Raw genomic sequence first — 23,890 nt, 5'->3', positions numbered from 1 at the left:
AGGGTTTCAGGCAATATTGCCGCAGATACTACCTCATCTGATGAATTGAGTCACAAAGAAAAAGGGCCGCACAGGCGGCCCTTTTCGGGTTATTTGTTCAGCTTAATAACCTGCTTCACGTCGATTTCAAACTCGTTCCAGTCTTTATCGACTTTACCCTGCAGTTCAACTTTATCCTGCGGAGTGACGGTCACGCCGTTCCAGCGCTTGTGGTCAATCTCAACTACGACCGTGCCGGACTCATCGCGGAAGGTGTAGCGGTCATCGGACAGGCGCTCGGTGATGTTCCCGCGCAGCTTCACCCAGGCATCGTCCTTCAGGTCTTTCACTTTTGCCGCGGTGGTGAGGTTGGCGTTGTTATCGACAAAACCGCCCTGCTGAGTTTGCGTCTGGGTCTGTGTGGCCGATGGGCCAGTAAAACCGCCCTGAGCAGCAAAGACCGGCGCGGTGGTCATCATCATGATGGCAGCAATTGCAGCGAATTTTTTCATCTTCATCTCTCCCTTTAATGTCGTTTCGCAGTCCATTTAACAGGGTAATCCTTAACAACTTCTTAAGGGAAAAATTTATTTATTATTGCTGTACAGCAGGCGCTTACAGAGGGTTTACTGACGACATCAAGGAGGGAACATGCGCATTTTACTGGTAGAAGACGACAGGTTAATCGGCGACGGTATCAAGGCGGGGTTGAGCAAAATGGGTTTTAGCGTGGACTGGTTTACCGACGGTAAAACCGGCGAGGCCGCGCTGTCTTCTGCACCCTATGATGCCGTGGTGCTGGATCTGACGCTGCCGGAAATTGACGGTCTGGACATTCTGCGCGCGTGGCGCGAGAGCGGGCGCAGCGAGCCGGTACTGATTCTGACGGCGCGGGATGCGCTTAACCAGCGCGTCGAAGGGCTACGTCTTGGCGCGGATGATTATCTCTGTAAGCCGTTCGCGCTGATCGAAGTGGGTGCCCGCCTCGAAGCGCTGGTCCGCCGCAGCCACGGCCAGGCGAGTAGCGAGCTGCGTCACGGGAAGGTCACGCTCGATCCGAGCCGTCTCATCGCCACGCTGGACGGTGAGCCGCTGACGCTCAAGCCGAAAGAGTTCGCGCTGCTGGAGCTGTTAATGCGTAACGCCGGTCGGGTGCTGCCGCGAAAGCTGATCGAGGAAAAACTCTATACCTGGGACGACGACGTCTCCAGCAACGCCATCGAGGTTCACGTCCATCATTTGCGCCGCAAGCTTGGGAGCGAGTTTATCCGCACCGTGCACGGCATCGGCTATACCCTGGGTGACGCATGAAACTGAGCCTGAAGCTGCGCCTGACGCTTCTCTTTTTACTTCTGTCTCTGACGGCCTGGTTTGCCGCCAGCCTGGTTGCCTGGCAGCAGACGACCCACAAGCTCGACAAGCTGTTCGATACCCAGCAGATGCTGTTTGCTAAACGGCTGCTGACGATGGATCTGGACGAGATCCGCGCCCCCGAACGCATGCGCGAGATCCCGAAAAAAGTGAAGCACGGTCGTCTGGACGACGACGCGCTGGCTTTCGCCATTTACGCCGTCGACGGCAAAATGCTCCTCAACGACGGTGAAAACGGACGCGATATCCCGTACCACTATCGCCGCGACGGGTTCGATAACGGGCAGCTGCAGGGCGACAACGACGAGTGGCGTTTTTTATGGCTGACCTCACCTGACGGAAAATACCGCGTGGTGGTCGGCCAGGAGTGGGAGTACCGCCAGGAGATGGCGCTGGACGTGGTCAGCTCGCAGCTGACCCCCTGGCTGGTAGCGCTGCCCGTGATGTTGCTGCTGCTGATCGTCCTCCTGAGTCGGGAGCTGAAGCCGCTGAAAAAGCTGGCGCAGACCCTGCGCTCCCGCTCGCCGGATGCCACCGATAAACTGCCGACCGAGGGTGTCCCTACGGAAGTACGCCCCCTGCTCGACTCGCTGAATCATCTCTTCGCGCGCACCCAGGAGATGATGACCCGCGAGCGCCGCTTTACGTCCGATGCCGCCCACGAGCTGCGCAGCCCGCTGGCGGCCCTGAAGGTGCAAACTGACGTGGCCCAGCTCTCTCATGACGATCCGCAGGCGCGGGAAAAAGCGCTGATGCAGCTGCATGCGGGCATCGACCGCGCTTCCCGGCTGGTGGATCAGCTCCTCACGCTCTCGCGTCTGGACTCGCTGGATAACCTTGACGATGTCGAACCGACTCCCCTGGCCGACTTGCTGCAGTCGGCCGTGCTGGATATCTGGCATCCGGCGCAGCAGGCGGGCATTGATATTCGCCTGAACATCCATGCACCAGAGGTGACACGCACGGGCCAGCAGTTGCTCCTGAGCCTGCTGGTGCGCAACCTGCTGGATAACGCGATTCGCTACAGTCCGCGCGGCAGCGTGGTGGACGTGACGCTGGACGCGTGTGGCTTTACCGTGCGCGACAACGGCCCAGGCATTTCACCTGACGCGCTGGCGCGCATCGGCGAGCGCTTTTATCGCCCGCCGGGTCAGGATGCCACGGGCAGCGGGCTGGGGTTATCCATTGTAAAACGCATCGCCGCCCTGCACGGGATGCGCGTTTCGCTGGGCAATGCGCCTGAAGGCGGTTTTGAAGCGAAGGTCAGCTGGTAAGGGATTATTGCGTATAACGCAAAAGACTTTGCACATTTTGCTCATTTTACCGCACCGTCCTCGCGCGTAGAATACTGGCCATACTCTCATCATCGAGGACAAATAATGAGCAACATCCTGATTATCAACGGTGCAAAAGAATTTGCGCACTCTAAAGGCCAGCTGAATGACACCCTGACCGAGGTCGCGGACGGTTTCCTGCGCGACGCCGGGCATGATGTTAAGGTCGTGCGTGCGGACAGCAATTATGACGTGAAGGCCGAAGTGCAGAACTTCCTGTGGGCTGACGTGGTGATCTGGCAGATGCCAGGCTGGTGGATGGGCGCGCCGTGGACCGTGAAAAAATACATGGACGACGTGTTCACCGAAGGTCACGGCTCACTGTATGCCAGCGATGGCCGCACCCGCTCTGACGCCTCCAAAAAATACGGCTCGGGCGGCCTGATTCAGGGCAAAAAATATATGCTCTCGCTGACCTGGAACGCCCCGCTGGAAGCCTTCACCGATAAAGAACAGTTCTTCGAAGGCGTGGGCGTCGACGGCGCGTACCTGCCGTTCCACAAGGCTAACCAGTTCCTGGGCATGGATCCGCTGCCGACCTTTATCGTCAACGACGTGATTAAAATGCCTGACGTCCCGAGCTATATCGCAGAATATCGCAAGCATCTCGCGGAAATTTTTGCTTAACTGGTAGCCTGGAATTAAAGGAGTAGTAAACATGCTTACCGTAATCGCAGAAATCCGTACTCGTCCAGGTCAACATCACCGCCAGGCGGTGCTGGATCAGTTCGCGAAAATTATCCCGACCGTACTGAAAGAAGAAGGCTGCCACGGCTACGCGCCGATGGTGGATGCCGCCACTGACGCCAGCTTCCAGGCGACCGCGCCAGACTCGATCATCATGGTTGAGCAGTGGGAAACCGTCGCGCATCTTGAAGCGCACCTGCAGACCGCGCACATGAAAGCGTGGAGCGACGCGGTGAAGGGTGACGTGCTGGAAACCCACATCCGCATTCTGGAGCAAGGGGTTTAAGTTTCCCCTCCCCCGCCCTCTCCCGAAAGGAGAGGGAGAACAGATCCAGGCCCGGTGAGCGTCAGCGCTACCGGGCTTTGTTTTTAGGTGCTTTTCTTCCCCGGCTTTAACCCACGGTGTAGCTCGTTGATGCGCTTCATCGACTTGATGGTGCGCTGCGGCTCGGTGGAGGCGACGGATAAAATGATCATCTCCAGACACAGCAGTACCGTGCCGTGGAGCGGAATTTTGCCTTTTTCGCCGCCGCGCGGAACGTGGATCACCACGCTGGCCTCCTTGCTGAAGCGCGAATCGAGGGCGTTGGTCAGCAATATAGTTGGAATGCCCAGACGTTTTGCTTCACGCAGCGTGGTTTGCCCCTCCCGGTGCGCGGATTTCTGCGCCATCATCACCAGCACGTCGCCGCGCTGAAGCGCAATCAGCTGCTCGGAAAGCCCTATTCCGGTACGGTTAAGCGGCGTGGCGGGTAACCCCATGCGGCTGAACAGCCTGGCGGTGTACTCGGCCAGAATGCCGGAGGCGCCAATGCCAAATATGGCGACCTGCCTCGCCTGCGCCAGCAGAGAGACCGCCTGGGCCATCGCGTAGCGGTTGTGGGGCTCGGATAACACCTCGCAGGTGTGCTGATGCCCCTCCAGCACAAAATCAATGCTCGCGTTGACGTCGCTGGCGAGCGTATTCACCGTGGTGGACATCTTTTCGCTGGAGGTGACCACCGGACCAAACCACTGCTCCAGCGTTTGCTTGAGATCGCGCAGCCCGGCGAAACCCAGCGCCTGAATGGCGCGGACTACCGTGGCATCCGACGTTTTCAACAGCGTCGCGATCTCCATTGCGGTCTGTTCCATCACCGCTTCGCGGTTGTCATGGATATAGCGTGCAACCTGCAGCAGACGCGGCGTCAGCTGATGCGCACGCGCGCGAAAGCGGTCGCCATAGACATCCACGCGCCCTTTCTCTTTGCGGATCACCGTGACGCCTCCGGCAGCGGACGCCCGGCAATCTGCGACTGCACCTGCGCGGCCATCAGCCCTAACGAGGCGTACGAATTCGAGATGGCCTCTTCACGCGAGATCAGCACGTAATGCCCGGTTCTGCAGGCATTCAGGAACTGACACCAGCCCGGCATGACCGCATCCATCGCCGCCAGCTCGTCCTGCGGTTTACCGCCCGTATCCCCGCGCCAGGTGGCGAAGACGAAATCGGCATCCAGCTCCGGCAGGCGCTCGGCGCTGACGTCGATGCGCCCTCCGTCCGGGATGGACTCAATCAGCGGCGGGAAGATGAACCCGGCGTCGCGCAACACGCGGCCCAGCGAGTGGTAGCTGTGCATGGCATTAATCTTTCCCTGATTCGCCTGAATCACGGACACGGTCACCTTGCTGGTATCAATTGTCGCCTTCAGGGCCTTAATCTGCTCCTGATAGCGCCGCTCCAGAACCTTGAGCCGCGCCTGCGTTCCCGTCAGCTGAGCCAGCTTGCGATAGATCTCCGGCGCGCCGCCGTCGAGATGATCGATGCTCACCGTCGGGGCAATTTTTGCCAGCTGTTCCAGCGGGGTGTTGCGGGTCGGCTCGGTAACGATGAGGTCAGGCTTTGCGGCGGCGATGGCTTCAATGTCGATATCGGCCGTGCCGATAAACTTAATGTCGGAATTATCAAAGTCGACGCCGGTCAACATGCCGCTGGAGCGCAGAAAGTGGCTGCCGTCCGGCCGCGTGCGGCCATGGCTTGCCACCGGCGGCACGCCAAGCTCAATCAGCGGAATGGTGATATCCAGATCGTGTAAAGAGACAATCCGTTTCGGATGAACCGGTACCACCACTTTTCGGTTAAGATCGTCAGTAAACGTCTGCGTCGGCTCCGCCGCACCCACCGCGAACCCCACCAGCAACAGCATCGAAAACACTACGCGCATTTTAGTCCCCTAAAATCTGTCCCGACGCTGCCAGAGCAGCAGCAGGAAAAACGGTCCGCCAATCAGTGAAATCACAATTCCCGCCGGCAGCTGCAGCGGGAGGAATGCCAGACGTCCGACGTTATCCGCCAGCAGCACCAGCAGCGCGCCCAGCACGGCGCTTCCCGTCAGGAGCGCGGTTTGCCCACCGCGCAGCAGCAGGCGCGCCATATGCGGGGCAATCAACCCCACGAAACCAATACTGCCCACGCACGAGACGCAGGCCGCCGTCAGCACCACCGGGGCGAGAACCCGCAGCAGCGCCAGCCGGGTTATGCGCACGCCAAGGCCCGCTGCGGCCTGATTACCAAGCAACGCCACGTCCGCAGCCCGCGCGGTAAACAGCAGCAGCGCAAACGCGGGGGCAGCCCAGAGCGCGGCTAACCCCACCAGCGTCCAGTTTGCCGCATGCAGGCTTCCCGCCAGCCACAGCATCGCCGTCTGCACGTCGCGCACGTCGGCGGTGGTGATAAAGACGCCCATTGCGGCGGCAAACGCCCACGACACGCCGATGCCGATCAGGATAAATCGCGGGCGCGAGATATCGCGCGCCAGGGCGATAACCAGCAGCGCGGTAAGCAGCCCACCGGCCATGCCGACCAGAGGACGCCAGGCCAGGCCCAGCGCCGGGAACTGAAAAATCAGCAGCAGTACCGCCGCGCTACAGCCCTCCTTCACGCCGATAAGCCCGGGATCGGCCAGACCATTGCGGGTGATGGACTGCATTGCCGCCCCCGCCATACCGAGCATCGCGCCGCACAGCACCGCCATCAGCAGGCGCGGCAGGCGGATATCCATCACGATGTAGCGCGTCTCCGCCGTCAGGCTCTCAGGAGAAAACAGCGCCCGCCCGATGGCGGAGGTGGGAACAGGCAGAGATCCGTGCGTCAGGCCAAAGCCCAGCAGGCTTAACGCCACCAGCGCTAAAAGCGTCAGGCAGGCCAGCGCCCTCGGGCGAACCAGCGCCGATAAACGGCCAATACGGATCGCGCGGAATCCGGCCCGGTTCATTTGAAGATCCTCGATGCCATAAAGATGAATACGGGTGCGCCGACCAGGGCCGTCATGATGCCGGTTGCCAGCTCCCAGGGCGTAAACAGCGTGCGGGCGGCGATATCCGCCAGCAGCAGAACCAGCGCGCCACACAGGGCAGACAGCGGCACCATAACGCGTAAATCCACCGACACCAGACGGCGAATGAGCTGCGGCACGACCAGGCCGATAAAGCCAATCGGCCCGGCAATTGAGACGGCCGCACCGCAGAGCAGCGCGATGGCCAGCAGGGTAAGCAGGCGGGTTTTCAGCAGCGACACGCCAAGCCCCTGCGCCATTCGGTCTCCCAGCGCCAGCATGTTGAGCGAGGGTGACAGCCCGATGGCGAGAACAAAACCGGCTGCTGCGGCCCACAGGGCGCTCCGGAGCGTCTGCACGTTGATCCCGGCCAGGTCCCCTGCCAGCCAGGTGCGCATGGCGAGCAGCGTCTGTTCATCGAGGATTAACACCGCGGCGGTAATCGATGAGGCAAACGCCGACATCGCCACGCCGCACAGCGTGACTTTCATCGGCGTAAGCCCGGTGCGACCGGACGAGGAGAACATCAGCACCAGCAAAAACAGCGCGGCGGCACCGGCGGCGGCAACGAGCGGGCGACCAAACGGCAGCGACAGCCCAAGCGCGCTGGTAATCACGACCGCCAGCGCGGCCCCGGCGTTGAGCCCCAGAATATGCGGCTCGCCGAGCGGGTTGCGGATCACGGACTGCAGCAGCACGCCCGCCACGCCGAGCGCGGCGCCCGTCACCATCGCGGCGCAGAGGCGCAGCAGTCTTAATTTGACAATGACGTTATGGTCGAAATTGCGCGGATCGAAATGGAAAAATGCCTCCACCACCGTCTGCGGGGCGATGAAGCGTGCGCCGATGCCCAGGTGCATAATCGCACCCAGCGCCAGCAGCAGTGCGAAGATCGGAAAGGCCAGAGAGGAGCGCATCATGGCTGAACGGTACTCTGGCGAAACGGCATAAAGAACGGCTTGCCGGTCAACGGGTTTATGGACATATGCACGTCGACATCAAACACCGCTTTGATCAGCTCCGGCGTGCAGGCATCGCCCTCATGCAATACGCCTTCAACTTTCCCCTGGCGTAAAAAGACCAGCGAATCGCCGTAGTTTACGGCGAAGTTGAGATCGTGCAGCACCACCACGACGGTACGTCCGTGCTGGCGGGTCAGGGTGTGCAGCAGTTCCAGGATCTCCACCTGATAGCGGAGATCGAGAAACGTCGTGGGCTCGTCAAGCAGGATATACGGCGTTTGCTGCGCCAGCGCCATGGCGATCCAGCAGCGCTGACGCTGGCCGCCGGATAAGCTTTCCACCGGCATATGGGCAAACTCTGCCGTGCCGGTCAGGCGCAGGGCCTCTTCCACCGCCAGCTCGTCCTCGTCGCTCCACTGGCGCATAAAGTTCTGCCAGGGAAAACGCCCGCGCGAGACCAGCTCAAAGACGGTCAACCCTTCCGGGAGCAGCGGAGACTGCGGCAGGATACCCAGCTGGCGGGCGACGGCTTTGGTCGGCAGCGCGTGGATCGCCTTGCCGTCGAGAACTGCCGCGCCGCCAAGCGGCTGAAGCAAACGCGCAATGGTGCTCAGCAGCGTGGATTTTCCGCAGCCGTTCGCCCCTACCAGCACGGTCATTTTCTGCTGTGGGATCGCAAGGGAGATATCATCAACGATGATTTTTTTCTGATAGCCCGCAGAGAGGTTCTCCAGAACCAGTCCCGGTTTTTTTGTGTTGTGAGCCACGTGAATGCCAACGTAATAAAAAAGCGCAACAAATATAAATAAAAATCATTCTCTTTTGAGAGTTTGACGCTGCGCCATGTAGTAGTCAAGAGAAGAAACACCCTGATAAAACCAGGGATAAGCCTGAGGGAAAATGAACAAGGAATGACTTTAAAAAACATTTAATTCAATAAATTAATAATCATCCCGCTGCGCTTATACGCCCGGCTAAACGTTGTAGTCGATTTTTTCTTTTTTCCATTTACTACTACATTCGCGCATGATTGAATGATTCTCAATTACATGTCCGATGCCCACCGTGGCTAACGGACAGACCGTAAAGGGCAATGACTCACACATTTTTCCGCGAAACGTCATTCGCGGGATATTTCGGGATAACAGATGTAATGGCTACGTTCACACCTTCACTCTCTGGGGTAAAAGGGCGCGCGCTCTTTTCACTGCTGTTTATGGCGCCGCTGGTGCAGGCAGCAGATAACACCGCGACTAAAGACGGCGAAACGCTTACCGTCACCGCCGATCCAAATACGACGGTGGAGGCCACGAATGGCTATCAGCCGTTGAATACCTCCACCGCGACGTTAACCAACATGCCGATGCTGGACATCCCGCAGGTGGTCAATACCGTCAGCGACAAAGTGCTGGCGGATCAGCATGCCACCACGCTGGATGAAGCGCTCTATAACGTCAGCAACGTGGTGCAGACCAACACACTGGGCGGTACGCAGGATGCCTTCGTGCGCCGCGGATTTGGCGCGAACCGCGACGGCTCGATCATGACCAACGGCCTGCGCACCGTGCTGCCGCGCAGCTTTAATGCCGCAACCGAGCGCGTAGAGGTGCTGAAAGGCCCGGCCTCGACGCTCTACGGCATTCTCGATCCGGGCGGCCTGATTAACGTCGTCACCAAACGCCCGGAGAAGACCTTCGGCGGTTCCCTTTCCGCTACCTCGTCCAGCTTTGGCGGCGGCACCGGACAGGTTGATGTTACCGGCCCGATTGACGGCACGCGCCTGGCGTATCGCCTGACGGGCGAATATCAGGACGAGGATTACTGGCGTAATTTCGGCAACGAACGCAGCACCTTTATTGCCCCGTCGCTGACCTGGTTCGGCGACGATGCCACCGTGACCGTGCTCTATTCGCATCGCGACTATAAAACGCCGTTCGATCGCGGAACGATCTTCGATCTCAACACCAAAAAGGCCGTCAACGTCGATCGCAAAACCCGCTTCGACGAACCGTTTAACGTGACCGACGGCCAGTCCGATCTCGCTCAGCTCAACGCGGAGTATCGCCTCAACAGCCAGTGGACCGCGAAGTTCGACTACAGCTACAGCCAGGATAAATACAGCGATAACCAGGCCCGCGTGATGGCCTACGATTCAAAAACCGGCAATCTGACCCGCCGCGTGGATGCGACCCAGGGCTCGACCCAGCGTATGCACACGACGCGCGCGGATCTGCAGGGAAACGTGGACATCGCGGGCTTTTACAATGAGATCCTGACCGGCGTGTCGTATGAGAATTACGATCTGCTGCGTACGGATATGATCCGCTGTAAGAACGTTAAGGATTTCAATATTTACAACCCGAGCTACGGCAGCCTCGGCAAGTGCACCACCGTCTCGGCATCCGACAGCGATCAAACCATCAAGCAGGAAAGCTACTCCGCCTACGCGCAGGACGCGCTGTACCTGACCGATAAGTGGATCGCCGTCGCCGGAATGCGCTATCAGTATTACACCCAGTACGCGGGGAAAGGCCGTCCGTTTAACGTAAACACCGACAGCCGCGACGACCAGTGGACGCCGAAGCTGGGTCTTGTTTATAAGCTCACCCCGGCGGTCTCGCTGTTTGCCAACTACTCTCAGACGTTTATGCCGCAGTCGTCCATTGCGAGCTACATCGGCGACCTGCCGCCGGAAACGTCAAACGCGTATGAAATCGGCGCTAAGTTTGACCTGTTCGACGGCATTACCGCCAATATTGCGCTGTTTGATATCCACAAGCGCAACGTGCTGTACACAGAAAGCGTGGGTGATGAAACCGTCGCCAAAACAGCGGGCCGCGTGCGCTCGCAGGGCGTGGAGGTGGATCTCGCCGGGTCGCTGACCGAGAACACCAACATTATCGCCAGCTACGGCTATACCGACGCGAAGGTTCTGGAAGACCCGGACTATGCGGGCAAACCGCTGCCGAACGTGCCGCGCCATACCGGCTCCCTGTTCCTGACCTACGATATTCACAATGCGTTTGCCGGGAATACCCTGACGCTGGGCGGCGGCGGGCACGGCGTAAGCCGTCGTTCCGCAACCAACGGTGCGGATTATTATATGCCGGGCTATTTCGTGGCGGACGCGTTTGCGGCGTACAAGATGAAGCTACAGTATCCGGTGACGCTGCAGGTGAACGTGAAAAATCTGTTTGATAAGACCTACTACACGTCGTCGATTGCGACCAACAACCTGGGCAACCAGATTGGCGATCCGCGCGAAGTGCAGTTTACGGTGAAGATGGAGTTTTGATGTAAAAAAGCCCGGTGGCGCTAACGCTTACCGGGCCTACGATCCATTCCCTCTCCCGGCGGGAGAGGGTTAGGGTGAGGGCATCAGGCCTCAATATCCGCCATATCGCCTTTCTCCTGCAGCCAGTTACGTCGGTCTTCCGAACGTTTCTTGGCAAGGAGCATATCCATCATGGCGTTGGTTTGCTGCTCGTCTTCATCGCTGATCGTCAGCTGCACCAGACGGCGCGTGTTCGGATCCAGCGTCGTTTCGCGAAGCTGCATCGGGTTCATCTCGCCCAGCCCTTTAAAGCGCTGCACGTTCGGTTTGCCCTTCTTGCGCTTCAGCTGTTCCAGCACGCCCGCTTTCTCTTCTTCCGTCAGCGCGTAGTAAACCTCTTTGCCGAGGTCGATACGGTACAGCGGCGGCAGTGCCACGTGGACGTGACCGTTTTTCACCAGCGTTTTGAAGTGCTTCACGAACAGCGCGCACAGCAGCGTGGCGATGTGCAGACCATCGGAGTCCGCATCCGCGAGGATACAGATCTTGCCGTAGCGCAGCTGGCTCAGATCGTCGCTGTCCGGATCGATGCCGATCGCCACCGAAATATCGTGCACTTCCTGCGAGGCCAGCACTTCATCAGAAGAGACCTCCCAGGTGTTCAGGATCTTACCCTTGAGCGGCATGATCGCCTGATATTCACGATCGCGCGCCTGCTTGGCCGATCCGCCCGCCGAGTCCCCTTCCACGAGGAACAGCTCGGTACGGTTGAGATCCTGCGCGGTACAGTCCGCCAGCTTGCCCGGCAGCGCAGGGCCGCTGGTCAGCTTTTTACGCACCACTTTCTTCGCGGCGCGCAGACGACGCTGGGCGCTGGAAATGGCCATTTCGGCCAGCATCTCTGCTGCCTGCACGTTCTGGTTCAGCCACAGGGTAAACGCATCTTTCACCACGCCGGAAACGAACGCCGCGCACTGACGTGACGACAGGCGCTCTTTGGTCTGACCGGCAAACTGCGGATCCTGCATCTTCACGGAGAGCACGTAGGCGCAGCGATCCCAGATATCTTCCGCCGACAGCTTCACGCCGCGCGGCAGAATATTGCGGTATTCGCAGAACTCACGCATCGCGTCCAGCAGCCCCTGACGCAGGCCGTTGACGTGGGTACCGCCGAGCATGGTTGGGATCAGGTTGACGTAGCTTTCGGTCAGCAGCTCGCCGCCTTCCGGCAGCCACAGCAGCGCCCAGTCCACGGCTTCGGTATCGCCGCTAAAGTTACCGACAAACGGTTTTTCCGGCAGCGTCGGCAGGCCGTTTACCGCTTCGCACAGGTAATCGTTCAGACCGTCGGCGTAGCACCAGGTTTGTGCGGTATTGTTAACGTGATCGGTAAAGGTGATTTCCACGCCCGGACACAGCACCGCTTTGGCTTTCAGCAGGTGCGTCAGGCGAGAAACGGAAAAACGCGGGCTGTCGAAGAAGCTTTCGTCAGGCCAGAAGTGGACGCTGGTACCGGTGTTGCGTTTGCCGCACGTGCCGACAACCTGCAGATCCTGCACCTTATCGCCGTTTTCAAACGCGATGTTGTACACCTGACCGTCGCGACGGACGTTCACTTCCACGCGTTTGGACAGGGCGTTCACCACGGAAATGCCCACGCCGTGCAGACCACCGGAGAACTGGTAGTTCTTGTTGGAGAACTTACCGCCCGCGTGCAGACGACAGAGGATCAGCTCAACGGCAGGCACGCCCTCTTCCGGATGGATATCCACCGGCATGCCGCGCCCGTCGTCGATGACTTCCAGCGACTGATCGGCGTGCAGAATGACGTCAACGCGTTTGGCATGGCCCGCCAGCGCTTCGTCCACACTGTTATCAATAACTTCCTGGCCCAGATGGTTTGGGCGCGTCGTATCGGTGTACATCCCCGGGCGGCGGCGAACCGGCTCAAGCCCGGTGAGGACCTCAATGGCATCAGCGTTATAGGTTTGCGTCATGATTTAAACTAGCAATTCGCATTGATTGTCAGTGGCTGTGCAGTCCAAGAAAATCGACAATCTGGGTGAAATGATTCTCAAAGCCCGTGAAAGCATGGTTTCCGCCCTCTTCTATAGTCTGGCGGCAGGAGGCGTAATACGCCACTGCCTGGCGGTAATCCAGCACTTCATCACCCGTCTGTTGCAGCAGCCAGATGAGATCCGGTGCCTCAAGCGGGTCGACCTGCATAACTTTGAGATCGTAAATATGGCGTGACTCTAGCACATATTGCTGCCCGGTGTAGGGGTTCTCGTTTTCGCCAAGAAAGTCCCTCAGCAGCTCAAATGGCCGTACCGCCGGATTAACCACAACGGCGGGCAGCATGAAGCATTGTGAGAGCCAGGTGGCGTAGTACCCGCCCAGCGATGAACCGACCACACCGAAGGTTTCGCCGCCGTGCGCAAGCACAATAGATTCCAGCATCTCCGCGGCCTCTGCCGGGTAAGGCGGCAGCTGCGGGATAATCATCTCAACGTCGGGGTGATGCTCGCTCAGCCACTGGCGAAACTGTGTCGCTTTTGCGGAGCGCGGCGAGCTGTTGAATCCATGCAGATAAAGGAGCGTAGACATCAATAGCCTTCTGAAGCGGTATCCGGGCGGAATTTTGCACCGGTCAAACGGCAGACTTCCGTGGTCAGCGTGCCGTCGGCATGCAGTTCCAGCCAGCGCCAGCCTGGCGCGATGGTGTCCAGCGTAAAGTTGGCGCAATGCGGCTTAAACTGAACGCAGGTCGATGGCGTCGCCAGCATGCGGCGCCCGTTCCAGTCGAGATCCTGTTCCTGATGAATATGTCCACACAGCAGATTTTTCACCCGTGGGAATTTCGCCAGCACGCGATCCAGCGCCGCGGAGTTGCGCAGGCTGTGCTGATCGAGCCAGCTGCAGCCCGCCGGCAGAGGATGATGATGAAGCAACAGCAGCGTGTGACGTTCAGGTTCAGCAGCCAGTTTGGTCTCAAGCCAGTCGAGCTGAAACTCGCTTAACTCACCGTGCGGGACGCCGAACACCTGGCTATCGAGCAGCAGGATCTGCCACTGTTCACCCGCAAAAACACATTTCGCCGGAGAAATTCCCGCATCCTGAAGAGAGCTGTACATGGCGGGCTGGAAGTCATGGTTTCCTGGCAGCCAGACGCAAGGCACGCTAAAGCTCGCGATGCCTTCAGCAAAATGCTGGTAGGCCGCGGAGGACTGATCCTGCGCCAGATCGCCCGTTGCGACAATCAGATCGCATGCACGGTTTTCAGCGTGAATGGCGCTAAGTACCGCCTGATAACTCTCCCAGGTGTTGACCCCCAGTAGCGTTTCATGCTTTTCGGCAAAAAGGTGGGTATCGGTGATTTGTAATATCCTGACTGGCGCCCCACCAGCAACAGTCAGGTTCAACAGGCTTTCCAAATGGTGTCCTTAGGTAGGTTTATGACGCTAACAAACCGGAATCGCCATTGCTCCATGTGCTAAACAATATCTTAGCCAGTCGGCTAAAAACTGGTTAATTTGATGCTTTTCGTCGCGTTGATGCAACTTTTTATTCGGGTAATCATACCGCGCCTTGAAGCGAAAGATCTGCTGGCTTGAACACACTTCAGCGACCATCGCGTCGTGATAGAGGCGCACCGTCATCGACGGCAGGCTCCAGTAGCTAATGCTGGGTGCCGTTTGCTCAATCTCCACCAGCGTAGTGTAGCGCGTTGATTCTGTTATCGTTAACCGATACTGCGCGTTGCTCACCTGATAGCTTACCGTTTCGCCGGGTGCGTCGTTTCGCGGCAGCAGGCGGCGCAACTGTGCGAAATTGGTTTCGCACAGGCGCATCATTTCTGGGAAGTCAGGTGTATAGCGCTTCATTTTTTCCACTCGTTTCGTAATGTCTGATAATGCAGCTGCAGCCATTGCAGGGCGATGACAGACGCTGCGTTGTCGATTTTCCCCTCTTCTACCCACTGATAAGCCTGTTCCCGGCTCACCACATGAACCCGAATATCTTCGTTTTCATCTGCCAGACCGTGGATCCCTTCCGCCGTCGTGGCGTCCACTTCGCCCACCATTATGGACAAGCGCTCGCTGGTACCGCCCGGGCTTGCCAGATAGCTCAGCACCGGTTTTGTACGGCCCACCACCAGTCCGGCCTCTTCCAGCGCCTCGCGACGGGCGACGTCTTCAACAGACTCACCTTCTTCGATCATCCCGGCCACCATCTCCAGCAGCCACGGGCTCTCACTGACGTCATAAGCGGCGATGCGGATCTGCTCCACCAGCACAACTTCGTCACGCACTGGGTCAAAGGGTAGCAAGACTGCCGCATGCCCGCGCTCAAAAATTTCGCGTCTGATTTCGCCGCTCATTTCCCCGTTAAACAGGCGATGCCTGAAACGGTAAAGATCCATTGAAAAAAAACCGCTATAAAGCGTTTCTCGTGCAATAATTTCTACATCGTTTTTGGCGAATGTCACGGGCAACTTTTCTGGTTTCTGCATGAGTCGAGTCCTGGTAGCAATGGTGATGAAATTGTGAATTTCAAGGCTGTTTGGCTGCCGTTTGTAAGGCTATATGGTAGATTGGTGCAAATTACCGCCAGATGGCACGTTACGCCAACCTTTTGGTATGGAAGATTCTGTTAGAATCGGCAATTATTTTTTAATTAGATCAGCGCTAATACTGCTTCACAACAAGGAATGCAAATGAAGAAATTGCTCCCCATCCTTATCGGCCTGAGCCTGACGGGCTTCAGTGCAATGAGCCAGGCGGAAAACCTGTTACAGGTCTACCAGCAGGCACGTCTGGGCAACCCTGATTTACGTAAATCAGCGGCCGATCGTGATGCTGCGTTTGAAAAGATTAACGAAGCGCGTAGCCCCTTGCTGCCACAGTTAGGTTTAGGTGCAGATTATACCTACAGCAACGGTTTCCGCGACGCTAACGGCGTAAACTCCAATGCTACCAGCGCCTCACTGCAATTGACACAGACGCTGTTTGATATGTCCAAATGGCGCGCCCTGACCCTGCAGGAAAAGAGCGCGGGTATCCAGGATGTGACCTATCAGACCGACCAGCAGACGCTGATCCTGAACACCGCCACGGCGTACTTCAACGTGCTGAGCGCGATTGATGCACTCTCCTACACCGAAGCGCAGAAACAGGCGATTTACCGCCAGTTAGATCAAACTACCCAGCGTTTCAACGTGGGCCTGGTCGCGATCACCGACGTGCAGAACGCCCGTTCACAGTACGACACCGTGCTGGCTAACGAAGTGACCGCGCGTAACAACCTCGACAACGCGCTGGAATCCCTGCGTCAGGTCACCGGGAATTACTATCCTGAGCTGGCGTCGCTGAACGTGGACAGCTTTAAAACGGATAAACCGCAGGCCGTTAACGCCCTGCTGAAAGAGGCGGAAAACCGCAACCTGAGTTTGCTGCAGGCGCGTCTGAGCCAGGACCTGGCCCGCGAGCAAATTCGTCAGGCGCAGGACGGCCATCTGCCAACCCTGAGCCTGAGCGCGTCTACCGGTGTCTCTGATACGACCTACAGCGGCTCTAAAACCAATACGTCCCAGTATGACGACAGCAATATGGGTCAGAATAAAGTGGGTCTGAGCTTCTCCCTGCCGCTGTACCAGGGCGGTCAGGTCAACTCTCAGGTGAAACAGGCGCAGTACAACTTTGTTGGCGCGAGCGAGCAGCTGGAAAGCGCCCACCGCAACGTGGTGCAGACCGTACGTTCCTCCTTCAACAACGTGAACGCCTCGATCAGCAGCATCAACGCCTATAAACAGGCCGTTGTGTCTGCGCAGAGCTCCCTGGATGCGATGGAAGCGGGCTACTCGGTCGGTACGCGTACTATCGTGGACGTGCTCGACGCGACCACCACGCTGTACAACGCGAAACAGCAGCTCTCAAGCGCGCGTTACCAGTACCTGATTAACCAGCTGAACATCAAACAGGCTCTGGGTACGCTGAACGAGCAAGATCTGCAGATGCTGAACAGCGCGCTGGGCAAACCGGTCTCCACCTCTCCGGACAGCGTTGCGCCGGAGAACCCGGAGCAGGTTGCCGCGGTTGATAACTTCAACGCTAACAGCAACACCCCTGCGGCACAGCCGGCCGCTGCGCGTACCACTACATCCGCCAGCAAAGGCAATAATCCGTTCCGTAACTAAGAGTGTTATCAGGCCCACTGCGGCCTGATGCCCTCCACCCCGCCCCTCTCCCACAGGGAAAGGGGCGCATCTGAATCACATCCGAACGTAAGCCAACGTAAAGATCCCCCTGATTCCGCCCCTCTTCGCTTCATTTTCAACCACTCATCCTCTATCCTGAGCGTTATTACCACTGGGTCCTGGAAGACAAACATGAAACGGACAAAATCCATAAATCACGCTTCGTTCCGCAAGAGCTGGAACGCGCGTCACCTCACCCCTGTTGCGCTGGCGGTCACGGCTGTCTTTATGCTGGCAGGCTGTGAGAAAAATGACGAAACGGTTTCGCTGTATCAAAACGCAGACGACTGCTCTGCCGCAACCGGCAAAGCCGCCGAATGTAAAACGGCTTACACCAGCGCGCTGAAAGAAGCGGAACGTACTGCACCGAAATATGCCTCACGCGAAGACTGCGTGGCGGAGTTTGGTGAAGGTCAGTGCCAGCAGGCACCGGCTCAGGCAGGCACCGCACCTGAAAATCAGGCGCAGGCGCAGTCCAGCGGCAGCTTCTGGATGCCGCTGATGGCAGGCTACATGATGGGTCGCCTGATGGGCGGCGGTGCGGGCTACCAGCAGCAGCCGCTGTTTAGCTCGAAAAACCCGGCCAGCCCGGCTTACGGTCAATATACCGATGCCAGCGGCAAAGGCTACGGCGCAGCGACCCCTGGCCGCACCGTGAACGTTCCGAAAACGGCGATGGCGCCGAAGCCTGCGACCACCAGCACCATCACCCGCGGCGGGTTTGGTGAATCTGTGGCGAAGCAGACCAGCATGCAGCGCAGTGCGACAGGCACCTCCTCTACTCGCTCAATGGGCGGCTGACCATGGAACGAGTCAGTATCACCGAACGCCCGGACTGGCGCGAAAAAGCCACCGAGTACGGTTTTAACTTCCACACCATGTACGGCGAGCCGTACTGGTGTGAAGACGCCTATTACAAGCTCACGCTGGCTCAGGTGGAAAAACTGGAAGAGGTGACGGCCGAGCTGCACCAGATGTGCCTGAAGGTCGTGGAAAAGGTCATCGACAGCGACGAGCTGATGGCAAAGTTCCGCATTCCGAAGCACACCTGGGGCTTTGTGCGCCAGTCGTGGAGAACGAATCAACCTTCGCTTTACTCTCGCCTGGATCTGGCGTGGGACGGCAAAGGTGAACCGAAGCTGCTGGAAAACAACGCCGATACGCCAACCTCTCTGTATGAAGCGGCGTTCTTCCAGTGGATCTGGCTGGAAGACCAGGCCAATGCCGGAAACCTGCCGGAAGGCAGCGACCAGTTTAACAGCCTGCAGGAAAAGCTGATTGAGCGTTTTGCCGAGCTGCGCGAACAACATGGCTTTAACCTGCTCCATCTCGCCTGCTGCCGCGACACGGAAGAAGACCGTGGCACGGTTCAGTATCTGCAGGACTGCGCCGCCGAAGCGGAAGTGGCGACCGAGTTCCTCTATATCGAGGATATCGGCCTGGGTGAAAAAGGTCAGTTTACGGATATGCAGGACCAGGTGATAAGCAACCTGTTCAAGCTCTACCCGTGGGAATACATGCTGCGCGAGATGTTCTCCACCAAGCTGGAAGATGCTGGCGTACGCTGGCTGGAGCCGGCCTGGAAGAGCATCATCTCTAACAAAGCCCTGCTGCCGATGCTCTGGGAGATGTTCCCGAACCACCCGAACCTGCTGCCAGCCTATTTTGCGGAAGATGATTACCCGCAAATGGAAAAATACGTTGTTAAGCCGATCTTCTCCCGCGAAGGCGCAAACGTCTCGATTATCGAAAACGGCAAGACGCTGGAAGCGGTTGAAGGGCCATACGGCGAAGAAGGGATGATCGTCCAGGAGTTCTATCAGCTGCCGAAATTTGGCGACAGCTATACGCTGATTGGCAGCTGGCTTATCAACGATCAACCGGCCGGGATTGGCATTCGCGAAGATCGCGCGCTGATCACGCAGGATCTGTCACGCTTTTATCCGCACATTTTTGTCGAATAGGCCGCAGCCTGATGCCCTCACCCTCGCCCCTCTCCTTGTGGGAGAGGGTGCAAACACTCAAAACGGCAACCTGAGGTTGCCGTTTTGCTTTTATTACCCAATCTGCACCGACAGCATACTCAAACTCCCCATCTCAATACCGTCGACCGGGATCGTCACCGGCTCCTGACCATCCCACGCGCCAAGCACGTACAGCAACGGCAGGAAGTGTTCCGGCGTCGGGTTAGAGAGCGAACCGCCATCATGATCCAGATAGTTCACCAGGGGATGCTCCTCGGCCGGGCCTTGCCAGGTCAGGTTCGCTTTGACGTAGTCGTTAAAAGAGGTTGCCCACGGGTACGGCGTGTTCTCACCGTGCCAGCGTGCGGTACGCAGGTTATGCACCACGTTGCCGCTCGCCACCAGCATGATGCCTTCATCACGCAGGGTTGCCAGCTTGCGCCCCACCTCCAGATGCCAGGCCGCCGGTTTAGTGCTGTCGATGCTCAACTGCACCATCGGGATATCCGCGTCAGGATACATTTTAATCAGCACGCCCCAGGAGCCATGGTCAAAGCCCCAGGCTTCTTTATCCAGCGTCACAGGGACAGGTGCCAGCAACTCTACCAGCTTTTGCGCCAGCTCAGGCGACCCGGGGGCCGGATAATGCGTGTCGTACAGCGCCTGCGGGAAGCCGCCAAAATCATGAATGGTTTTTGGCGCTTCCATGGCGGTCACGCCGGTCCCACGGGTAAACCAGTGTGCAGACACCACCACGATCGCTTTCGGACGCGGCAACGTCTCGCCAAGATGACGCCAGGCGCGGGTATAGACGTTGTCTTCCAGAACGTTCATAGGGCTACCGTGGCCTAAAAACAGGGCTGGCATACGGGAAGAAGTCATGGTGATATCCTTACAGAAGGTGTCAATTTAATGGTGCTACATTACGCGCAATCCGGCAAAGATGAACGTAGATAAGCGTGAAGATCATCATCAGGAAATTTGAATGTAAGGAATGTGTAAAGCCGGGTTTTCACCCTCGCTTTGCCAGAAATGGATCATTTATATTAATGAGAATGATTATCATAAGGAGCAATGCATGTCAGTCCCCCTGATCCTGACCATACTGGCGGGCGCCGCGACCTTCATCGGTGCGCTCCTCGGCGTGCTCGGCCAAAAGCCCTCTAACCGCGTACTGGCCTTTTCACTGGGCTTTGCTGCCGGGATCATGCTGCTCATCTCCCTGATGGAGATGCTGCCTGCCGCGCTGGGCACGGAAGGCATGTCTCCGCTGCTGGGCTACGGCATGTTTGTCTTTGGCCTGCTGGGATACTTTGCCCTCGATCGGATGCTACCGCACGCGCATCCGCAGGATTTAATGCAGAAAAACGTGACGCCCATGCCGCGCAATATCAAGCGTACCGCCGTGCTGTTAACGCTTGGCATCAGCCTGCACAACTTCCCGGAAGGGGTCGCTACCTACGTGACGGCCAGCAGCAATCTTGAGATGGGCTTTGGCATCGCGCTGGCGGTAGCCTTACACAATATTCCTGAAGGACTGGCCGTCGCCGGACCCGTGTATGCCGCAACGGGATCGAAACGCACCGCGGTGTTCTGGGCGGGCATTTCCGGGATGGCCGAAATCCTTGGCGGCGTACTGGCCTGGCTGATCCTTGGTAGCCTGGTCTCTCCGGTAGTGATGGCGGCGATTATGGCCGCGGTAGCCGGGATCATGGTTGCGCTTTCGGTGGATGAACTGATGCCGCTGGCGAAGGAGATCGATCCTAACAACAACCCCAGCTATGGCGTGCTGTGCGGAATGTCGGTGATGGGATTAAGTCTGGTTCTGCTGCAGACCGCAGGAATCGGGTAAAAAAACGCCGGGATATCCCGGCGTTTTTATTTTCAGCTGGCTTTGCGCTCGTGCGCCTGGCGATACTCAACCAGATCTTCAATCGTGACCACCGGCATGTTGTGCAGGCGGGCAAAGGTAATGCATTCCGGCGCGCGCGCCATGGTGCCGTCATCGTTGGTCAGTTCGCACAGCACGCCAGCAGGTTTGAAGCCAGCCAGCGTCACCAGGTCGATCGTCGCTTCGGTGTGACCACCGCGGGTCAACACGCCGCCCGCCTGCGCACGCAGTGGGAAGACGTGGCCTGGACGGTGCAGATCGGATGGCTTCGCACCATCAGCAATCGCTGCACGTACGGTGGTCAGACGGTCAGCCGCAGACACACCTGTGGTCACGCCATGCGCCGCTTCAATGGTCACGGTAAAACCGGTACCAAAGGCGCTGGTGTTGTTTTCGACCATCATCGGCAGATCGAGCTGCTTACGACGATCTTCATTAATACACAGGCATACGATGCCGCTGCCGTGACGGATGGTCAGCGCCATCTGTTCAACGGTCATGTTTTCGGCGGCGAAAATCATGTCGCCTTCGTTTTCACGGTTTTCATCGTCAAGCACCATCACACCGCGGCCTTCGCGCAGTGCATCCAGTGCATGTTCAACACGTTGAGTTGAAGTGCCAAAAGAGGAAAGTAGCGTCTGATTCATGGTAAAAAAACCTCATTAACATTATGGTTACCAGAATCAGGGCAGTCTTAGGAGCGCCGTATAAGCGGCAAAAAGATAACGTGAGCGGGCCCATGCCCGACTTGATCGTTACTCTCTCCCATCCGGACTCTAACCGTCGGCCCCGGAATTACACCGGATCTGCTGACCTTTGAGTTTTCACCCAAAGCGCTCGCGGGCTTTCAGCGTCACGCTGATTTACCGCCGGTGGGGAATTTCGCCCCGCCCTGAGAATAAGCGAGATAACTATAACGCTATTGATTATCCTGGGCAATGCATAAGCATCAAACAATTTTGTTTACCCCGGGCATGACGCGCTACAATGGACACTAACACTTTTCCATCAAGGGAAACGCCAATGATTGACCCGAAAAAAATTGAGCAGATCGCGCGTCAGGTTCATGAATCTATGCCAAAAGGCATTCGTGAATTTGGTGATGACGTAGAAAAGAAAATCCGCCAGACGCTGCAGGCGCAGTTGGTTCGCCTTGATTTAGTCAGCCGCGAAGAGTTTGACGTGCAGACCCAGGTTCTGCTGCGCACCCGCGAGAAGCTGGCGCTGCTGGAACAGCGTCTGAGCGAGCTGGAAAACCGCAATGTGCCGGAAGAAGTGAAGCCGGCACCGGCCATTCCACCGGTGGACGACCAGGAGTAAGTGCGGCCTGATGCCCTCACCCCAGCCCTCTCCCACAGGGAGAGGGAGAAAAAAACGGGCCAGCTGGCCCGTTTTTTTACTGACTGTCCTTCTGGATCTTCTTGATGATGTTGGTGGTTGAGCACCCGTCCTCAAAGTTGAGCACCATCACCTCGCCGCCGTTCGCCCAGACCTCTTCGCTACCCGCGATTTGCTCCGGCTTGTAATCCCCACCTTTTACCAGCAGGTCCGGCAGAATACCGGCAATCAGGCGCTGCGGGGTATCTTCTTCAAACGACACCACCCAGTCCACCGCTTCCAGCGCGCCGAGCACAATCATGCGCTGCTCGAGCGGGTTCACCGGACGCGTTTCACCCTTCAGGCGTTTCGTCGATGCATCGCTGTTAACCGCCACAATCAGGCGATCGCCCAGCTTGCGCGCGTTCGCCAGATACGAAACGTGGCCCGCGTGCAGAATGTCGAACACGCCGTTGGTCATCACCACTTTTTCACCACGCTTGCGCGCGGCGGCAACGGCCACCTTCAGCTCGTCTTCGGTCATGACGCCAAAACCGGTATCCGCACGACCGCGCACCGCGTTTTCCAGCTCGATTGGCGAAACGGTTGAGGTACCAAGTTTACCGACGACCACGCCCGCCGCGGCGTTAGCGAAGTAGCACGCCTCTTCCAGCGAGTTTCCTGCTGCCAGCGTCGCCGCCAGCACGCCGATCACCGTATCACCGGCACCGGTCACGTCGTACACTTCCTGCGCCTGGGTTGGCATATGCAGCGGCGCTTTGCCCGGCTGCAGCAGCGTCATCCCCTGCTCGGAGCGGGTCACCAGCAGCGCGGACAGCTCGAAATCGGCAATGATCTTCATGCCGCGCTCAACCAGTTCGTCCTCGGTTTTGCACTTACCCGCCACCGCTTCAAACTCGGAGAGGTTTGGCGTCAGCAGCGTCGCGCCGCGATAGCGCTCAAAATCGGTCCCTTTCGGGTCGATCAGCACCGGCACGCTGGCTTTACGCGCCAGCTGAATCATCGTTTGCACGCTCGCCAGCGCGCCTTTGGCGTAGTCGGACAGCACCAGCGCGCCAATATTGCCCAGCGCCTGGTTGATACGCTCGTGCAGCGGCTCAGGATCAACGCCTTCGAACCCTTCTTCAAAGTCGAGGCGGATCAGCTGCTGGTTGCGCGACAGCACGCGCAGTTTCGTAATCGTTGGGTGGGTCGGAACAGAAACGAAGTCGCACTTCACGTTCACGTCCGCCAGCGACTTGCTCAGCGCGCGCGCCGCATCGTCGATGCCGGTCAGGCCCACCAGACGCGACTGCGCGCCCAGAGAGGCAATGTTCATCGCCACGTTTGCCGCGCCGCCGGGACGCTCTTCAATGGTGTCGACCTTAACCACCGGTACCGGTGCTTCCGGAGAGATGCGGCTGGTAGGCCCATACCAGTAGCGATCCAGCATCACATCCCCAACAACCATTACCCCAGCACGTTCAAACTCTGGCAGTGTTACTTTCATTCCTGACTCCAGAAAGATTCACAATTTGCGC

At 58.1% G+C, this 23,890-nt stretch carries 24 protein-coding genes and 1 riboswitch; of the genes, 10 read left to right on the top strand and 14 right to left on the bottom strand.

Annotated features, from left to right (window positions below; genetic code table 11):
- Positions 1-89: 89 nt before the first annotated feature.
- Positions 90-491, bottom strand: a complete 402-nt coding sequence (locus ACWKXN_RS16850) for a YgiW/YdeI family stress tolerance OB fold protein (RefSeq protein WP_023309189.1) — start codon at positions 489-491, stop codon at positions 90-92.
- A gap of 139 nt (positions 492-630) precedes the next feature.
- Here ACWKXN_RS16850 and qseB point away from each other — a divergent pair, with 139 nt between their 5' ends.
- The 4 genes from qseB to ACWKXN_RS16830 all read left to right on the top strand — a co-directional run bounded on the left by qseB (position 631) and on the right by ACWKXN_RS16830 (position 3,657).
- Positions 631-1,290, top strand: coding sequence for a quorum sensing response regulator transcription factor QseB (gene qseB / locus ACWKXN_RS16845; RefSeq protein WP_182071635.1), 660 nt, complete (start codon positions 631-633; stop codon positions 1,288-1,290).
- Positions 1,287-2,624, top strand: a complete 1,338-nt coding sequence (qseC, locus tag ACWKXN_RS16840; protein ID WP_422717741.1) for a quorum sensing histidine kinase QseC — start codon at positions 1,287-1,289, stop codon at positions 2,622-2,624. Before qseB ends, qseC begins: the two co-directional genes overlap by 4 nt.
- A 105-nt stretch (positions 2,625-2,729) precedes the next feature.
- A complete protein-coding gene (locus tag ACWKXN_RS16835; protein WP_454544051.1) occupies positions 2,730-3,311 on the top strand; it encodes an NAD(P)H-dependent oxidoreductase in 582 nt (193 codons plus the stop codon).
- A gap of 31 nt (positions 3,312-3,342) precedes the next feature.
- A complete protein-coding gene (locus ACWKXN_RS16830) occupies positions 3,343-3,657 on the top strand; it encodes a putative quinol monooxygenase (protein WP_008502984.1) in 315 nt (104 codons plus the stop codon).
- Between the two features lie 83 nt (positions 3,658-3,740).
- On the opposite strand, the gene ACWKXN_RS16825 is transcribed toward ACWKXN_RS16830, so the two are convergent.
- From ACWKXN_RS16825 to ACWKXN_RS16805, 5 genes are read right to left on the bottom strand one after another with little or no spacing between them, the layout of a single operon-like run.
- The gene (locus ACWKXN_RS16825) at positions 3,741-4,628 is read right to left on the bottom strand and encodes a MurR/RpiR family transcriptional regulator (RefSeq protein WP_048979114.1); all 888 of its coding nucleotides are present in this window, start codon (positions 4,626-4,628) and stop codon (positions 3,741-3,743) included.
- Positions 4,625-5,575, bottom strand: coding sequence for an iron-siderophore ABC transporter substrate-binding protein (locus ACWKXN_RS16820; RefSeq protein WP_064673315.1), 951 nt, complete (start codon positions 5,573-5,575; stop codon positions 4,625-4,627). Before ACWKXN_RS16820 ends, ACWKXN_RS16825 begins: the two co-directional genes overlap by 4 nt.
- A 9-nt stretch (positions 5,576-5,584) precedes the next feature.
- The gene (locus tag ACWKXN_RS16815; protein WP_039263001.1) at positions 5,585-6,625 is read right to left on the bottom strand and encodes a FecCD family ABC transporter permease; all 1,041 of its coding nucleotides are present in this window, start codon (positions 6,623-6,625) and stop codon (positions 5,585-5,587) included.
- Positions 6,622-7,605, bottom strand: coding sequence for a FecCD family ABC transporter permease (locus ACWKXN_RS16810; protein ID WP_454544050.1), 984 nt, complete (start codon positions 7,603-7,605; stop codon positions 6,622-6,624). Before ACWKXN_RS16810 ends, ACWKXN_RS16815 begins: the two co-directional genes overlap by 4 nt.
- Complete coding sequence (locus tag ACWKXN_RS16805; RefSeq protein WP_454544049.1) at positions 7,602-8,414, bottom strand: ABC transporter ATP-binding protein; 813 nt, start codon at positions 8,412-8,414, stop codon at positions 7,602-7,604. Before ACWKXN_RS16805 ends, ACWKXN_RS16810 begins: the two co-directional genes overlap by 4 nt.
- A gap of 386 nt (positions 8,415-8,800) precedes the next feature.
- On the opposite strand from ACWKXN_RS16805, the gene ACWKXN_RS16800 reads away from it, so the two are divergent.
- Entirely contained in the window at positions 8,801-10,942 is a 2,142-nt protein-coding gene (locus ACWKXN_RS16800; protein WP_454544048.1) for a TonB-dependent siderophore receptor, read from the top strand.
- Positions 10,943-11,025: 83 nt separating this feature from the next.
- On the opposite strand, the gene parE is transcribed toward ACWKXN_RS16800, so the two are convergent.
- From parE to nudF, 5 genes are read right to left on the bottom strand one after another with little or no spacing between them, the layout of a single operon-like run.
- The gene (gene parE / locus ACWKXN_RS16795; protein ID WP_029740698.1) at positions 11,026-12,918 is read right to left on the bottom strand and encodes a DNA topoisomerase IV subunit B; all 1,893 of its coding nucleotides are present in this window, start codon (positions 12,916-12,918) and stop codon (positions 11,026-11,028) included.
- Between the two features lie 28 nt (positions 12,919-12,946).
- A complete protein-coding gene (yqiA, locus tag ACWKXN_RS16790) occupies positions 12,947-13,528 on the bottom strand; it encodes an esterase YqiA (RefSeq protein WP_008502976.1) in 582 nt (193 codons plus the stop codon).
- A complete protein-coding gene (cpdA, locus tag ACWKXN_RS16785) occupies positions 13,528-14,355 on the bottom strand; it encodes a 3',5'-cyclic-AMP phosphodiesterase (protein ID WP_024906493.1) in 828 nt (275 codons plus the stop codon). The genes yqiA and cpdA overlap by 1 nt, the downstream gene beginning before the upstream one ends.
- Before the next feature lie 27 nt (positions 14,356-14,382).
- A complete protein-coding gene (locus ACWKXN_RS16780; RefSeq protein ID WP_003862516.1) occupies positions 14,383-14,805 on the bottom strand; it encodes a DUF1249 family protein in 423 nt (140 codons plus the stop codon).
- Positions 14,802-15,434 (bottom strand): ADP-ribose diphosphatase, encoded by a 633-nt coding sequence (nudF, locus tag ACWKXN_RS16775; RefSeq protein ID WP_023333429.1) that lies wholly within the window; start codon positions 15,432-15,434, stop codon positions 14,802-14,804. Before nudF ends, ACWKXN_RS16780 begins: the two co-directional genes overlap by 4 nt.
- Before the next feature lie 204 nt (positions 15,435-15,638).
- Between nudF and tolC the strand changes: the two genes are divergently transcribed.
- The 3 genes from tolC to ACWKXN_RS16760 all read left to right on the top strand — a co-directional run bounded on the left by tolC (position 15,639) and on the right by ACWKXN_RS16760 (position 19,141).
- The gene (gene tolC, locus ACWKXN_RS16770; protein ID WP_032659905.1) at positions 15,639-17,117 is read left to right on the top strand and encodes an outer membrane channel protein TolC; all 1,479 of its coding nucleotides are present in this window, start codon (positions 15,639-15,641) and stop codon (positions 17,115-17,117) included.
- 192 nt (positions 17,118-17,309) lie between these two features.
- Complete coding sequence (locus ACWKXN_RS16765; protein ID WP_029740695.1) at positions 17,310-17,978, top strand: DUF1190 family protein; 669 nt, start codon at positions 17,310-17,312, stop codon at positions 17,976-17,978.
- A gap of 2 nt (positions 17,979-17,980) precedes the next feature.
- Positions 17,981-19,141 (top strand): glutathionylspermidine synthase family protein, encoded by a 1,161-nt coding sequence (locus tag ACWKXN_RS16760; protein ID WP_069303316.1) that lies wholly within the window; start codon positions 17,981-17,983, stop codon positions 19,139-19,141.
- A gap of 93 nt (positions 19,142-19,234) precedes the next feature.
- Here ACWKXN_RS16760 and ygiD read toward each other — a convergent pair whose 3' ends face one another.
- Entirely contained in the window at positions 19,235-20,023 is a 789-nt protein-coding gene (gene ygiD, locus ACWKXN_RS16755; RefSeq protein ID WP_033146664.1) for a 4,5-DOPA-extradiol-dioxygenase, read from the bottom strand.
- A gap of 196 nt (positions 20,024-20,219) precedes the next feature.
- Between ygiD and zupT the strand changes: the two genes are divergently transcribed.
- Complete coding sequence (gene zupT, locus ACWKXN_RS16750; protein WP_033146665.1) at positions 20,220-20,993, top strand: zinc transporter ZupT; 774 nt, start codon at positions 20,220-20,222, stop codon at positions 20,991-20,993.
- Positions 20,994-21,025: 32 nt separating this feature from the next.
- Here zupT and ribB read toward each other — a convergent pair whose 3' ends face one another.
- Complete coding sequence (gene ribB, locus ACWKXN_RS16745; RefSeq protein ID WP_023309208.1) at positions 21,026-21,679, bottom strand: 3,4-dihydroxy-2-butanone-4-phosphate synthase; 654 nt, start codon at positions 21,677-21,679, stop codon at positions 21,026-21,028.
- Positions 21,680-21,785: 106 nt separating this feature from the next.
- Positions 21,786-21,936, bottom strand: a riboswitch (FMN riboswitch).
- Positions 21,937-22,055: 119 nt separating this feature from the next.
- Here ribB and ubiK point away from each other — a divergent pair.
- The gene (gene ubiK, locus ACWKXN_RS16740; protein ID WP_454544047.1) at positions 22,056-22,352 is read left to right on the top strand and encodes a ubiquinone biosynthesis accessory factor UbiK; all 297 of its coding nucleotides are present in this window, start codon (positions 22,056-22,058) and stop codon (positions 22,350-22,352) included.
- A 76-nt stretch (positions 22,353-22,428) separates the two neighbouring features.
- Here the strand turns inward: ubiK and hldE are convergent, their stop codons facing one another.
- Positions 22,429-23,859: a bifunctional D-glycero-beta-D-manno-heptose-7-phosphate kinase/D-glycero-beta-D-manno-heptose 1-phosphate adenylyltransferase HldE gene (gene hldE / locus ACWKXN_RS16735; RefSeq protein WP_033146667.1), complete on the bottom strand. Its 1,431-nt coding sequence runs from the start codon at positions 23,857-23,859 to the stop codon at positions 22,429-22,431.
- Positions 23,860-23,890 lie beyond the last annotated feature (31 nt).

Source organism: Enterobacter sp. UPMP2060 (assembly GCF_053709655.1).
This window is presented reverse-complemented; position numbering and strand designations above follow the sequence as displayed.